This window comes from Rossellomorea arthrocnemi (assembly GCF_904424705.1).
Classification (GTDB): Bacteria; Bacillota; Bacilli; order Bacillales; family Bacillaceae_B; genus Rossellomorea; species Rossellomorea arthrocnemi.
Genome location: NZ_CAJGBF010000005.1, coordinates 34809 through 50445 on the forward strand (window position 1 = coordinate 34809; position 15637 = coordinate 50445).

The window sequence follows — 15637 nt, forward strand, 5'->3', positions numbered from 1 at the left end:
TCGGATTGTCCAGCTCCGGCGGCTAGCCCCTCGAGGTCATAAGCTAAATAGTCCAAGAAGGCAAAAAACGCCTTCTTAGCCCATTTAGCTTATGCTTGTCGGGGCTGAGCAAGCCGCCTCCGCTTTTCGGGCTTTCCCGCTTTTCCCGCAGGAGCGAGCACCTTCCGCTTCAATCAACTATTAAGTGTGAGTTATTCACTAGAATAAAACTCATAAATGTTATAAAACAGCTACATTTTAAGTATTTAGAGTTCTATATTAACGTGTATAGGAGAAATAAAATTCCTATTGAAAAGGAAGCAAACACAGACTGATTAACAGCACTTTTACGGTTCGTGTATTTAAGAAAAAATCTATACGAAAAAAAGATAGAAAAAATAAAGAATCGGAGAAGGAGAGATACATATGACAAATAACTTATTTGATTTAACCGGAAAGGTAGCGGCGATTACGGGGGCTACGCGTGGGATTGGACGGTCGATGGCGGTGGCTTTGGCAGAGGCCGGGGCTGATGTTGCTTTGCTTCAAAGGAATCCGGAGCAGACTGATGTGAAGGAGGAAATTGAACAGCTTGGTAGAAAGTGTTCGATTATTCCATGCGATCTTGAAAAGGAAGAGGAAGTGAAATCGGCAATTCCTGGTGTGCTTTCGACATTCGGAAAGATTGATATTTTAGTAAACAATGCCGGTATTCAACGCCGGTCTCCTTCCGTTGACTTCCCTGAATCGGATTGGGATGATGTTCTGAATATCAATTTAAAAGTGGTCTGGTTATTATGTCAGGAAGCCGGACGTCACATGGTTGCACAAGGAGGAGGCAAAATCATCAACACCGCTTCCCTTCTATCATTCCAGGGAGGATTGACCGTTCCAGCCTATGCAGCAGCTAAAGGCGGTGTGGCACAGCTCACGAAAGCTCTCTCGAATGAATGGGCTAAAGTGGGTGTCAATGTGAACGCTATTGTCCCAGGTTATATTGCTACGGATATGAATACAGCCTTAATCGATGACCCAATCAGGAGTAAACAGATTCTTGACCGGATTCCAGCCGAGCGATGGGGAGAGCCGGATGATTTTAAGGGAACCGTTGTTTATTTAGCTTCAGAGGCTTCGAAATATGTACATGGGCATTTGGTGGCTGTTGATGGAGGTTGGCTTGGGAGATAGTTAGTTCAATACCGGAGGGTAGAGTGGGGACAGTCCCAATTCTACCCTCCCCTTTTTTCCATTAGATAAAACACGAACCGGCCCTGATCAGCCCATCCAGTCTAACCCGAACAACCACTCCATCTTCTTTTCATCTCTTTCTGGACCATATCCTGGTGAACGTTCTAGGGCTCACCTCCCTAAATAAAGAGAAGCAAGAGAACCGTCCCCGCGCTTCTCGTGAGTCCTGCTAAGGTTTTGTGCATCGTATTGTACTTTTCCATCGATCATGGTTAATACAACCTTTAAATCTTTAATGGTTGTGATTGGCTCTTTAAGTATGCTTTTATTTAAGATTACAAAATCCGCCAGTTTGCCAATCTCGATACTCCCTTTATTTTTTTCTTCAAAGCTAGCATAGGCACCATTCCATGTGTACGCTCTAACTGCCTCCATTACGCTAATCCGCTGCTTCTCCCCTACTACATTGCCTCCCATTGACTCTCTGTTCACTGCAGCATGAATGCCGAGAAGAGGATCTAAAAAGGTCACTGGGGCATCAGAACCGAATGCTGCTATAATGTCTTGGTCTATAAAATCACGAGCAGGATACATGACCTCAGTACGTTCTCCATAATACTGTAAATATTTATCTCCATTTGCATAAATGAAAACAGGATTTGGGGTTATGACCACGCCTAGCTTTTTCATTCTTTCCTGTAAATCTGATGGGGCGATTCCTGCATGCTCGATCCTGTGCCGATGGTCTTCACGCGGGTGCTTGGCTAAAGCCGATTCATAGCAGTTCAACAACATTTCAATGGCCCGATCTCCCTGGGCATGTGCCGTTAACTGAAATCCTTTCGCATGTGCCTCCCCCATAATACGATTCAGTTCTTCCTGACTGTAATAAATAATCCCCTTATCTTCTGGTGCATGTGTATATCCTTCACGTGTAGCAATGGTAGGTCCGACACTGCTCCCATCTGTAAATAGCTTGGCCGGGCCGATTTTAAAGTGATCATCACCTAATCCTGACACGGGACCTGCATCGACCATTTTTCTCACAAATGCGTGTGAATTGGTGAGTGAACCGATCATCGCATAGACACGAACCTTTACCTCTTCTGCCTTAATGGCCTGTTGCATCATTCTTATCGTTTCTGAACCTTCACCATAACCACCTGCATCGTGAATACTCGTTATACCTGATTTAATAAATTCATCTGATGCCAATTTCATCCCTTTTCTGATTTCTTCATTACTGTAGCCGGCATGTTCAAAGATTTGCATATGCGCGTTTTCAATCATTCGTCCAGTCAAACGTCCATCTGGATTCTTTTCAATGATCCCCCCTTCAGGATTCGGAGTCGTCTCCATAATACCTGCTATTTCCAATGCCTTGCTATTGACTATACTTGTATGGTTACATGTTCGAATAATGACAATCGGATGATCAGTAGAGATAAAATCCAGTTCCTCCTTCGTTGGATACCGGTTCTCTTTGAACGTACTTTCTTTAAACCCCCAGGCTCTGACCCACTGACCTTTTGGAGTTGTCCTTGCTTTTTCCCTTAATTCTAAAAAAAGGTCTTCCAATGATTGAAGGTGAGGCTCAATACAGCTGACACCTAAAAGATTGGTTCCATAAATGGTCAAATGGATATGGGCATCAATGAATCCGGGCATCAATGATTTGCCTTCCAAGTCAATGATGTTTGTATGTACGGTTGCTAATTTCATGATTTCTTCTGTAGTACCCACTGCAATCACCCTGTTCTCTTTAACCGCTACAGCTTCTTCGACAGAGTTATGGTGATTGACGGTCATGACTTCTCCATTCACAAATATTAGATCTGCTTTCATCGTGTCCCCTCCTATTTACAAAACAAAATCGTCAGGGTTCCTGTTCCATTTGGAACCCTGACGATTCCTTTATTAAGCTACATCCACATACCTGTTTACATCTTCTTCCCGTTGCGCCTTCGTCATATAGCTCACGGCAACCATTACAACCATGTTAGAAATTAATCCAAGAATCCCAGCATGAATGTCAAATGGAGTAGAGGTTGCGACAAGCTGGAAATAATAATTCACTACTGTACCGACAATTAATCCCAAAATGACGCCTTGAGTCGTTGCACGTCTCCAGAATAGGGCACCATAAACACCTGGTGCAAATTGTACAATCGATCCATAAGCCCCAAGTAACAAAGCAATTAACCCCTGACCTCCAAAAACGGTAATATAGTAGGCTAAAGCACCGATGACAAATACGCCAACACGCATAATCAGTAGTGTCGTCTTATCAGAAAGGTTTCTCCATATGGATTTGACAATTCCGTCTGTGACTTCCAAAGAGGCACTATGTGTAATGGCATCAGCAGTTGACATGGCTGCAGCCAATGCACCTGCACCTACCAAACCATATAGCCATCCGGGTAGATTCATGACCGTCGTAATTAAATAAGGGAGGATCTGGTCAGCACTTTCAAGCTGCCCTGAATCGACTACCCCTTTTGCTGCAAAACCAACAAGTAATAACGGAACTAGAAACAGGGCAAAGATAGGATAAGCCAGGACCGTTTTTTTAATCGTCCTTGGACTTGAAGCATACGATTTAGAGAATAAATGCGGCCACATCAGGAAACCAATGACAGAAACTAAAATGGTGGTTGTATAGGCCACGGTACCCATTGAGGAACCCTCTTTGCCAATTTGCAGGAACTCAGGATTCTCTCTCGCAATAGTGGCAAACATCTCCGTCGTTCCTCCATGAAGTTGATAGACGATGGTCAAGCCAACCACCCACGATATGATAATCATCAACAACCCTTGAAAAACATCAGACCATGCGGCAGCACGTAATCCGCCAGTAGCTACATACACAACAACAATCCCATAGGATAATAGAGCTCCTAACCAAAAAGGGATTCTGCCTTCCGTCATGATGTTAAAAATGATGGCCATGCCGGACATTTGAGTAGCCAGGTATTGAATGGAGGCAAATAAAGCAATTAAGCCTACCAATATGGCCAATACGGGGCTGTTGAATCTCCCCTTTAAAAACCCTACAACGGTATAAAGACGATGCTTTTTTCCGATTTTTCCAATCTTTGGACCGATGATATACCAAGGCAGAATAGCGAATGCCGTGTAAGTGATAATATATAAGGCCGGTGCACCTTTTGAATAAGCCCAACCCGGTGCGCCTAAAAAGGAGAATGCACTGAAAACTGCTCCACCCATTAAGAACCACATAACAAATAGTCCGAGTTTCCCGCCAGCTACGGCAAATTCATCAAGTGAACTGCCATCCCTGCCTCTTCCTGCCATCACACCAACAAATAGAGCAATGACAAGATAGATAATCATCATAAAGAGTGCGATTTGCCATCCTGGCATTATACCTCCTCCTCCTCATCTTGATCTGGGTCAAAGCGATATAATATAACTAAAGCTATGAATGTAATCAAAATCCACAGGATGACCCAAAAAAACAAAAACGGCAATCCGAAAATAATAGGGTCCGCTCGATTCGCAAACTCAAATAAAGGAAAAACAAGGACTAAAAACGGAATTAACCCAACAGCGATATAAAGCTTGTTAAATGTCGCTTTGCTCAAACTACCTCAGCTCCCTTTAAATTTCATTTTTCCCCCTATAGCACCCAATGAAATATCTTTAAATTCACTCCGAAAAAAGGAAGGTGAATGTATATGTATTTACCATTCTTGCACTGATTTCATCCTATAGCTTGTACACTCGATTTCCCGTGCTTACAGTTGTTTCAACAGTTACTTTTAAAGAAATAGGGATCGCCGAAAAAACTTCGCATTTCCAAATTTCCACCACCCATGATCCCCACACTTTCCGCCTCGACCCATTTACCATTTATAAATTCTTTAAAACAGCAATCTCATTTATCTAAATTTTCCAAAAACTAATAATAAAAATTATCACCTAATTTTCCTGCAGTTTCATTAGACAATATGTAAAATAATCACCCCTGAACTTTATACATATTGTAAAAAGTGAACCAGAGCCGGACATGCCCAATTAAGGCAACCGGATCTTCACCTCATCAAAGTAGTTAGAGACGGACATTCGATTATCAACCTCAGGGAATCAGATTACGGCACAGTACTGTCGAAGCAGATATGAAAGTTCCCCCTCTTCCCAAGTATATTTTCCACGTAGGATTGGTAACTGGTATGAACCGGTTCGAGAAAAAAGAATATGTTTTGGTAGGATCAATGTGTGGGTTATGTGAAGGCGTAATATAAGAAGAAGAACTGCTGGTTTCAATCTGGAAATGAATGTGATTGGTCATTAAACAATAGGAGAGTAAAACAAGGGATAGCTGGATGGGACTGACCACAAACTCTCCTCTACACAAAATCCCCAAAATAAAAACACCATTCCTTCGATCCGTAATCGATTAGAACGGTGTTTTTTATTACAAGTTATTATGAAAAGATGCGTCTGATCCTTTTAAATGCAAAGAGCCTTTCCGAACTAACAAGAAGTAAGATAGGAAGGCCAAAAAGCTTGCAGACAAGATAATAATTCCCATTGGAAGTGCAGAGTACTCACCCGCTACTCCAACAAGTGGAGCGGTTAAGGAACCAAGCAGGAACGGTAACACTCCTAATAAAGCAGAAGCACTTCCTGCAACATGCCCTTTCGTTTCCATTGCCAGAGAAAATGCCGATGTTCCAATAATACTGATGGACATGACTAGAAAGAAAATAGGAATCGCTACAAATAGAATCGGTGCCTTTAGTAAGATGGCCGTTAGCAAAAGGATGGCAGCTGTATTGGAAAGCCCTAATCCAATTTTCAAGAATGTTTTTTCCGGTATATAATGTGATAATCGACCAACCATTTGAGTCCCTATGATTAAGCCCACTCCATTTACTCCGAATAAGAAGCTGAATACTTGAGGGGAAACGCCATAAATGTTTTGGTAGACAAACGAAATACCTGACACATAAGCAAAGATTCCTGCTGCTGTAAATCCTTGAGTAAAGGCATATCCTGCAAATTCACGATCCTTTAATAACATTCCAAAGTTCGTGATGACCTGCTTGAAATTCCCTGGTACCCTTTTTTCAGTGGGTAACGTTTCTTCAAGTTTTAAGCTCACTATTAATGTGAAGACCATGCCGATACAAGCCAGGACAATAAATACTCCTTTCCAACTCGTAAACGTCAGAATCGCACCACCTATAATCGGCGCAATAATGGGTCCAAGATTTCCAACCAACATTAAAGAAGCAAAAAACTTCGTTAGTTCCCGCCCACTAAACAAATCCCGTACAATGGCTCGTGAGATCACCAGTCCCCCTGCAGCTGCAAAGCCTTGAATAAAACGGGAAACGATCAATGTATAAATATTTGGTGCGATGGCACAGATTAAAGAGGATAAAAAATACAAAGTGAGGAAGATGAGCAATGGTTTACGGCGACCATGTACATCACTCATAGGTCCTATAATTAATTGACCTAATCCGAGTCCTACTAAACAAGTGGTTAAACTAATTTGGACTAATGAAGCATTTGTGTGAAAATCATTTACAATCGTAGGAAATGAAGGCAAATACGTGTCAATCGTAAATGGACCTAAAATGGCAAGTGACCCCAACAGCAAAGCCAGCTGTATTCTTTTAGTCTTTGATAAGTTCAATTTTTCTATCGCCTTTCTCATGAAGTAGATTAATAATTTGATAATACCTTTGTTATTGTATACCTTTCTGCAAGGTTTATCACTTAATATGCAACATTATCATTTGGCTTTTTTTGGGTAACTTTTTCATACCAGTAGACTGGTCTCCCATGTACCGCCTATAAAAAGGCTTGATTATGTAAAAAGAATGAGGCACTTTTATATTTTGCTGACTATATTCTCGTTTGTGAGCGGGGGTCTGACCCCAATATACATACCTCTTCACTGTAACAATCGTATTGTCTTTCTCTAGCCTCTTTCACGTGTCGTTGAACAGATAGAGAACCTTCCTTTTCATTTTGCATTTGATTTTTCAAATGGACGGGAGTAAGGATTCCATTAGTAAATGTGTTGGCGTTGACTGGTAAATTCCTTGGCGGAAAATGGTAAAAGATGGATATAGAGGGGGTTCTTGGCTGTATTCGCTTTAACACACTAACGCTGTGCCCTTTAGTTGGGTGGGGGTCTGACCCCAATATACAAAGACGAGGGGATGATTTCACCCTCGTCATTTTCATGTTTGGGGCTGGTTCATAGAGAGAGGACGGACTCCCTCCTACCTATACGTTTTTACGATTGGAACAAGGGACCTGTCCTGTTTATGCTTCCGCCTTGATGGACTGATCAAATTCTCCTTTGCCGACATCTTTAAAATAGATGATTCCCATATTGATGATGAATACTGAGGAGGCTAGAAGGAGCAATGTCCATGTTAAGCCAAGCACTTCTGATATCGGTCCCGCCAGTACAAATCCAATCGGCATGAATACAAAGGATACAAAGGAATCCAGTGAACCGATTCTGGATAGCATATGCTCAGGCACCTTCTGTTGAACAAGTGTATCCCAGAAGACAGCACTTAGTATAATGCTTGCGCTCGCAAACATAGCCACTACCATAATCAACCAGTGCGAAGCCGGTCCAAGCAACATGAGGATCTGGAGCGGCACTAATACAGTCATAAAGCTAAAAGCAAACTTCAATGGATTTTTCGGCTTGAAGTTGTGAGAAATTAAGCCTCCGAGCAAGCCGCCAACTGAGGCAGCCGTTAAAATCATCCCCCATTCTTTCGGACCATTCAACTGACCTAACAAAGCTATCGGACCAAGAACATTAAATGCCGCAACCGCAAAGTTTATCATAGCAAACGTGATAAGTGACTTCCAAATCCAGGTTTGATTCTTCGCTAAATGGATTCCCTCTTTCAAATCCTGCCAATAGGAGCTATCTACTGTAGTTTCCAACTTATACTTCGGTGTAACCAACAACATAAGTATAAGACTTACAAAGAACGTCATGGCGTCAATGAAAAAGATGATATCAAACCCGACCATAACAACCAGTATCCCTGCAACGGCAGGACCAGCTATTTCAAGTATGCTATTCACAATGCTCAGGAGGGAATTTGCCTGTTGAAGCTGATTTTCTTTTGCAATTTGTGGTATCAGTCCACCTGAAGCAGGGGAATGAAAGGCACTAACTGCGCCATATAATAAGGCAGAGATCACTAAATGCCATAGTTCAATTGAATGGGTAAAAAAGAGAAAAGCAATGGTTAAATGATTGGCCCCTTGAAGGAGATCCGAACAAATGAGAATGCTCTTCCTTGAAATACGGTCGGCCCAAACTCCGCCAAACATGACGAACAACACTCTCGTAATCCAAAGTGCCCCCAGGACAAGACCAAGACTGGTGGCACTTCCTGTCACTTCTAATACTGCAAAGGTGATGGTGACAGGTATGAGCGTATTGCCAATAGAAGAAATGACGTGTGCGAGCCAAAAAGTAAGAAAGTTTATATCTTTAAGAATATGTATGGGTTTCATTGAATTCCTCCTGCAGCCGAAAGGTTTTTTGTGCGATGATTTTCCTTTAGTTTATTCAGTACTTTAACCCAAGCATCCTTTTTCCTTTTCTTAAGGTAGATTTCTGCCAGATGAACGTTACTTTCGTTAATAAAATTTCCAGTCACAGATATGGTTGGTTCGAGATTCACGACTTCATGTGCCCAACCACTCGGGGTGAAAACCATGTCACCTGGGAATTGAAGAACTTCCACTTCATACCTTGAGGAAGGAAACTCACTCGCATATTCCTCTTCTAATATACCCTGACCAATCGACTCTCCAGGAGATAAGAACCTCCATTTTTTCGTTCCACTTAATAGTAGATTCCAGGCACTACTCATCATGACATCGACGTGAAGCGCAGTAGATGATGTTCCCGGCCCCAGAAATAACCAAAGCCAGGGCGGCTTCACTTCTTGTGGTAAAGAATCTAACCAATTCGAAAAGGTTACGGGTAGATCGACCTTATCCATTATTTCATCTAACATTTCCCTGTTACGCAAGTTGGATGCATACCATGGATGATCATCACTTGTCTCATTCATATAAGCCAGATATTCCCCCATGGTGAACTCCCGTGTCTCCCGATCCTTTTTCCGGCTTGCGATAATGGGACTTCTACTATATTTCAAAGACTCAATAGTATGAGATACAAGGTTGGTATATTCCGATTGCGATAAGTGTTTTCTTATTATCACTGGTTTTTCCAATGCATGTAATGGGAGATCCTGTTTAATAGTCAGTTCTTTTACAGCGTCAGTCATTTCACACCTCCGTGCACTTGACATGTACAAGCCGTTTCGATCCCTCGGTTACGATATAGTAGCTTAATCAGGTCTAATGCTACCGTTTCATCTTCCATTTCTCCGGCTACGTCTTTTAAAGAAAATTTCGAAGATCCCTGAATAAAGTGCACAGCTTTCTCTATTGACGGATGGTAATTCAACCTGCACTTCTTGCCCCGTAGATATAGGTACAGTTCACTTCCCCTTCTCTTCATTGGGATTTCGATATTCTTCTTTACTCTAAAACAGGCCTTTTCAAAGTTGACGGGAGCCTCATGCTTTTCCCCGGTTGGGTTCCCAATAAAACCACCATTACTCTGGAGTAAAGATCTCTGGTCAAGTACTCCTTGGAGGATCAATTCGCCGAGATCTTTTTCATTACTATTTAACTCTTTCTCTAAAATGGAACCGTATTGGACTTCAATTGACTCTTTCTCTGACCAGAATAGGGATAAGTTATCCGCTGGCTGATAATCTAAATGCGCGATCCCCGAACGGATTAATGAGGAAACGTTACTTGGAAATAAAGCAGTACCCAATGTTATTGAAAAGTCAGGAGTATACAGTAAATGATACATTCGACTAGGAATAAAGATCATATCACCAGGTTCGAGCACAATATGAACAGCAGATTTTTTCCATTCGTCATTGGATTCCAATAGGTCTGTTCTTCCTGTTATCGTCGGTTCAGGTTCTGTTTCCCAGTACCAGACATCTTTAGTAGAAGGACCACAATGAATCAAGAAAATTGGCTCATTATCCGGGTGAATTCCAAATGGTGTATACCCATAGTTCCCAAATATAGCATAAGAGTCTGCCCCCATCTTTAAATCCTTCTCACCCAAGTTGGCTAGTACAGTAGAAGTAAGAATCTCATGTATTTTTTCACTATAATCCGTTATTCTGTCAAATAATACACAGAACTCGTCACCACCGAGCCATTGAGAAAACCATTTTTCCAATGAAGCATGGTGATCGACCGGAAAATCTTTTATTGTATTTCTTAACCACGGTTTGACTGCGTCCTTCACATTAATATTCATTTGGGGAATTCTTTCACTACCTTGCACTTCTCGGACAAAATCGGTGTAAATCTTTCCCCAGTCCACCTTCTTAATGAATGATCTCCAAACGACCGGGCGAGTAAATTGGTTTGTCTCTTTACCCAAATGATGTAAAGTCTTTGTACTCATTTTTCCTCCTCCTTTACAATTAACCCTTTATATTGAATGGCACAATTCACCAGGAATTCTGCCACTTCTGAAGAGATAATGTTTGTCATTTCTGCGATAAGATTCGAGTATGTTATTTCAGTTTTACTATCGATGATCTTCATGCACTCCGCAATGCCTGGCACATTTTTAAGTTGAAGCAGCCTTCCACGGATAAATAACGTAATCTTCTCGTCTTCTATTATATGGAGGATAGGAAAACATGCAGGTTTAACCAATGTTGCTTCACGTAAACCTTCTATCGTTTCACGTTCTCTCATAATCGGTTTGTGAATGGCGTAACCATTACTCTTAAGGAGAAGATGGTAGAAATATGAACCTTGCTTGATCCCTTTTTCAAGATCATGTCGATAGGAGTGAGTGATGGAGTCAATTTGCTCATAGATACTATTTTCTAACTTGTCTTCTTTCACAAAGTAATGAGGCTGATTTCCATTAAGCTTTGTGAGCATCTTGATTCCTTCTTCCCCTACTGTCCCTGCGGAGGAGGGGTAGAGTATGAAACCCAGAAACGAAGAAAAGCCTACGTTCTTGAATACATGAAAGTCACCCTTAGGAATAAACAAACAATCTCCGGGCTTCAACACATAATGTGTAGCATATTGTACAAGGTTCTCCGGATCGAATCGGCGGTCGGAACTTCCCGTTAACTTCAAATATTCTTCTCTCTTCCAAATCCAGACGTGCTTTTCATCCGGTCCCAAATGAAAGATCAAAGAATGGTCTGGATCTTCGTGGATACCAAATGGTGTATATCCGGCGTTGGCGGTAAATGCATACGCATCTATACCTGCCATCGGCACTCCTACATGTTCAATAATTGGGCTGATCACTTCAGACGTCATTTTGGTATGCAGCCAGTCATTCCACTTCATAACTCCATTAAAGGTGAAACAATATTCCTCATATCCAATCGTTTCTTGTATCCATTCATCCAAATTCTGTTCAACATGAAACGGAGTATTCCAGAGCTTCTCCAACAGATCATATCGCTGGCCATTATCGATAAACATCCTGAAGTTTGCTTTCTCTTTATTACCTTTTACTTTCCCGATTGCATGCTTCAATTGTGTGGTTACTTGCTCAGGATCGAGTAGCATATCAGGGATTAATGCATAGTCTTTCAGATCATTCGTTTCTTGAAGCAGCCTGGTTATCCAATTTTCCGCTAGGAGCGGATTCATGTTAGTTGGTTTGGTCATTACATTCATTTTCGTCACCTCTATACGTTTGATTATGTTGATTTAATACGAGCTGTGTCGCTAAGTTGGCTACTGATAACGCTGCCAAGTTAGGTTTCCTCTCGCCTGCACATACTTCCACGAAATCTGCTCCTACGACATTGAAATGGGTACTCACGTATTCAATGAGATAAGACGCCTGATGATAAGTGATACCCCCGATCACCGGCCACGACACCTCTGGAGCAATGGAAGGATCCAGTACATCTACATCAAATGAAAGATAGACAGGAGTGTTTTGATCAATGGTGGAGAAGATGGTTGTGACATCCGCCATCGTATGGATATCGTTCGACGAATACACAAGAACATTATCCGGGGAGTCAACAATATTCGAAGACTTTCTTTCAAACTGACGAATACCCACTTGGATCAACTTGTAGAAGTTATTCTCTTTCATCAGTTCACTAAACACATTTCCGATTGTAAGACCGTTTGTATTTCTTAATTGGCTTTCGTATCTGTCTGTATGGGCATCAAAGTGGATAATCGTCAAGTTCTCATGCTTTTCCAAGAGGGATGACACGACGGGATAAGTTACAGTATGATCCCCTCCCAGGACAATCGGTTTCAACTGATGATCTGACATTTTATCCACAAGATACTTCACTTTTTTATTTACATCTTCAATGGTCTCAACACGGGCATCATAACTTACGTCTCCCGCATCATAAGGGAAGACATTTCCGGCTTTGAAGATTCTTGAATGATTCATATCCAATAAATACTCTTCCTCAGAAGATGGCTGATCAAAGAGTTTGATATTAGACCTGATTAATGACGTTCCATTAACTGGACTCATATTCCCCTTATGCTCATAAGATACAGGAATGCCCAAGAAACAGAATTGCTGATTGAATTCCTTGTTCTCGAGTTGGTTGAGGTCCACTTTCTTGCCGATGATGTCCTTGGAGTGTGTAACAAGTCCATTCTTATAGAGGGAATGAGCTTCCTCGGGGATGATAATGGATTCTTTCAGCAAAAACTGTAACACCTTACCAGTCAATCCCCTTTTCTCTAACCTTTCGAGACTGTTTGGTTCTTCCACGATCTCGATCACTTTGCTGAAGTGAAGATTCGTTTGAAGCTTCTTTTTCTGAAAAGGAAGAATGATGTTCAGAAACTGATCATTTGGTTCAACAGAAACCGTAGGATTAAGAATAAACGTTTTAGACATACTCATTCATCTTCACCCCAAGCACTCCACATTTATATAAGGTTTTGCATAGTAAATAGATTGAATCTTCATTAATGTCATTTAGAAAGGTCTCAATTAACTCCATGACGCTTAATGAGCATTCCCCATTGAATTTCTCTATAATATTCAGGATGGCACCGTGCTTTACAAGACTTATCATATGTCCCCCAGCAAACACATCGACTTCTTGCTCTTTCTCCAACACAAACAGCTTGAAAGGTGTATGTAATGATATTGAGCTTTCCCTCCAAACAGATAACTCAGGAAATGCCTTATCCGTTGCGCCAGCAGAAATTCTAAATCCCAGATTACTCCTGATTCGAAGAGCATACTGCACTAAAGCCAATTCAGCAGGGTGATTGAATGATCCTATTTCCGTTAAAGGGATGATCCCGTTCTTATGATTCCTTACAACTTCAGTTGTTTGTTTCATGATGGATTTGACATCGATCGATTCAGAAGCATCTTCAAATGGAATTTGTGCCAACTCAACTGCCCGTTTCAGTAATTCATGTTCATCCAGGCGAATCATGGCAACCGCCAACGAAATACTGAAATCTGTATTCTCGCCTACGTGAAAGTATTTACTGGCGGGAAGAAAGAACCAATTGTCTTTCTTTATGATGTTTTTCTGGGAATGATTGAAGATTCGTGGGGAAGGGTTAATGAATGGTTCATATGAACCTCTGGCCTTCTTATAGGTTTCCGGCTCCCACAAATACATATATCTTTCGTTAGGACCGAGGTTTAGATGAAGAGCCTCTGAAATGTCATCAATGTGTATTCCAAATGGTGTATACGTTGTGTTTCCAATAAAGTAGGTAACCTCGAGATGTAAAAGCTCATCATTCAGTTGCCCATCGGCGTCTTCGAACAAATGTCCGCACCATTTGACGATGGGGCTATACCATTTCTCCACCCGGTTCATCACCACTAGAAAATCCTGACCCTTAAATGTGGTCCTTCCCCATTCCTCTATTTCATCAAACGAATGAGGAGGATTTAGAAGAATATCTTCTTCTAAATCCTCACGTGATTCACCATTTACATAAATACGTAAACTATTCCGATAAGAATCATCAGTACCTCTAGATTCGGCCATTGATAATAATGTTCGAAAAGGCGCGTCATAGACGTCTGCGATGTCCAATTGATTCTTTAATGATGCCGGTTCTATAAAGTCGTTTGTAGATGCTTGCAACTCTTGATAAAAATTCATTCCTTACCCCTCCTTAACATTTAAACCAAAGATCGAGGGCCACATACCCCGTACCCAGGTGATGTATGTAGACGCTATTAGTGACCTACATGTGTGACCGGACGTGCTGCCAGTTCTTCGTCTCTTAATTCAGAGAAACGGATATCAAGGTCTTTCAATGATACTTTTTCTTCCGTCTTTTTCATTTCTGCCATGATGGTTTCCTCCTTTCCCTGTGGTTTACTTTGTCATTAGTGACCTACATGTGTGACTGGACGTGCCGCCAGTTCTTCGTCTCTTAATTCAGAGAAACGGATATCCAGGTCTTTCAATGATACTTTTTCTTCCGTCTTTTTCATTTCTGCCATGATGGTTTCCTCCTTTCCCAGTGGTTTACTTTGTCATTAGTGACCTACATGTGTGACTGGACGTGCTGCCAGTTCTTCGTCTCTTAATTCAGAGAAACGGATATCAAGGTCCTTCAATGATACTTTTTCTTCCGTCTTTTTCATTTCTGCCATGAGGATGACCTCCCTTCCATATCATGTTCGGTTCAGAGTTTAATTGTGGCCCTCGATCTTTGGTTTAACTCATTTCTGGTTAGACGTATTACAAAGCGCTTTTTCCTTTGATCCAATGAAGATAAGCTAATGGAAGTTTAGCGATACCTACCGGGCTTTCCGCTACGATATCTTCCAAATCACCGTGTAACTCCAGAATTCTTTTCATTTCATTTTTCACTCCTTCACTCTCTTTTATGTTCAGACCAAAGCTCACTGCAAGAGAAGACTTCGCTTGTTCCTTGAGAGTATTCCATTCCTCCACTCCCAAAGACTCAATGGGGATCAACGTCTCATTTATGAAATCGAACCCATACACCCCAGGTCTTCCTACACCCTCCACTATGTTTCCTTTTAATGAAATCACGGTAGGCTGTAGGTTATGCGAATCTACCTTTTCTACCACTTCATATACCATTTGAGCCAGTGTATTTAAATGGACGAGTGGGTTTTTTTCAAACTGAGTTCCCATTGATTCTTCCGTAAAACTAAATGTATCTTTAAAGATTTGAAAGTGTATGATTTCTTTCTGATCCAAGCTCCCACCAGTTTGCTGGAGAGGATCTGTCTCGTTTCCAACCTCAATCGTCACGTGTGTTGCTTACCTCCTTTCTTCATGCGTTTTTCTTTCTAAATTAACTATAATGGATGAATATTGTTAACTAAAATAAGTAAAATAGTCGTTAAAATCCATTGGATAAC

12 protein-coding genes are annotated in these 15637 nt (G+C 41.4%); 1 reads left to right on the plus strand and 11 read right to left on the minus strand.

The features are described from left to right. Positions 1-405: 405 nt before the first annotated feature. The gene (locus tag BAA9072_RS09045) at positions 406-1167 is read left to right on the plus strand and encodes an SDR family oxidoreductase (protein WP_201714363.1); all 762 of its coding nucleotides are present in this window, start codon (positions 406-408) and stop codon (positions 1165-1167) included. 171 nt (positions 1168-1338) lie between these two features. Here BAA9072_RS09045 and BAA9072_RS09050 read toward each other — a convergent pair whose 3' ends face one another. From BAA9072_RS09050 to BAA9072_RS09100, 11 genes are all read right to left on the minus strand, one after another. Further along, positions 1339-3012, minus strand: a complete 1674-nt coding sequence (locus BAA9072_RS09050) for an amidohydrolase (RefSeq protein ID WP_201714364.1) — start codon at positions 3010-3012, stop codon at positions 1339-1341. Between the two features lie 72 nt (positions 3013-3084). Further along, positions 3085-4551: a sodium:solute symporter family protein gene (locus BAA9072_RS09055; protein WP_201714365.1), complete on the minus strand. Its 1467-nt coding sequence runs from the start codon at positions 4549-4551 to the stop codon at positions 3085-3087. Next, complete coding sequence (locus tag BAA9072_RS09060) at positions 4551-4772, minus strand: DUF3311 domain-containing protein (RefSeq protein WP_201714366.1); 222 nt, start codon at positions 4770-4772, stop codon at positions 4551-4553. Before BAA9072_RS09060 ends, BAA9072_RS09055 begins: the two co-directional genes overlap by 1 nt. Positions 4773-5605: 833 nt before the next feature. Further along, positions 5606-6856 carry a multidrug effflux MFS transporter gene (locus tag BAA9072_RS09065; protein WP_201714367.1) on the minus strand — a complete coding sequence of 417 codons (1251 nt, stop codon included), beginning with the start codon at positions 6854-6856 and terminating at the stop codon, positions 5606-5608. Positions 6857-7473: 617 nt separating this feature from the next. Further along, positions 7474-8700, minus strand: a complete 1227-nt coding sequence (locus BAA9072_RS09070; RefSeq protein ID WP_201714368.1) for an MFS transporter — start codon at positions 8698-8700, stop codon at positions 7474-7476. Further along, positions 8697-9485 carry a JmjC domain-containing protein gene (locus BAA9072_RS09075; RefSeq protein ID WP_201714369.1) on the minus strand — a complete coding sequence of 263 codons (789 nt, stop codon included), beginning with the start codon at positions 9483-9485 and terminating at the stop codon, positions 8697-8699. Before BAA9072_RS09075 ends, BAA9072_RS09070 begins: the two co-directional genes overlap by 4 nt. Next, positions 9482-10699: a JmjC domain-containing protein gene (locus BAA9072_RS09080; protein WP_201714370.1), complete on the minus strand. Its 1218-nt coding sequence runs from the start codon at positions 10697-10699 to the stop codon at positions 9482-9484. Before BAA9072_RS09080 ends, BAA9072_RS09075 begins: the two co-directional genes overlap by 4 nt. Continuing rightward, positions 10696-11949: a hypothetical protein gene (locus BAA9072_RS09085; RefSeq protein WP_201714371.1), complete on the minus strand. Its 1254-nt coding sequence runs from the start codon at positions 11947-11949 to the stop codon at positions 10696-10698. Before BAA9072_RS09085 ends, BAA9072_RS09080 begins: the two co-directional genes overlap by 4 nt. Beyond that, complete coding sequence (locus BAA9072_RS09090; RefSeq protein ID WP_201714372.1) at positions 11924-13162, minus strand: arginase family protein; 1239 nt, start codon at positions 13160-13162, stop codon at positions 11924-11926. The genes BAA9072_RS09085 and BAA9072_RS09090 overlap by 26 nt, the downstream gene beginning before the upstream one ends. After that, positions 13149-14396 (minus strand): hypothetical protein, encoded by a 1248-nt coding sequence (locus BAA9072_RS09095; RefSeq protein ID WP_201714373.1) that lies wholly within the window; start codon positions 14394-14396, stop codon positions 13149-13151. Before BAA9072_RS09095 ends, BAA9072_RS09090 begins: the two co-directional genes overlap by 14 nt. 588 nt (positions 14397-14984) lie before the next feature. Continuing rightward, positions 14985-15527 carry a hypothetical protein gene (locus BAA9072_RS09100; protein WP_201714374.1) on the minus strand — a complete coding sequence of 181 codons (543 nt, stop codon included), beginning with the start codon at positions 15525-15527 and terminating at the stop codon, positions 14985-14987. Positions 15528-15637 lie beyond the last annotated feature (110 nt).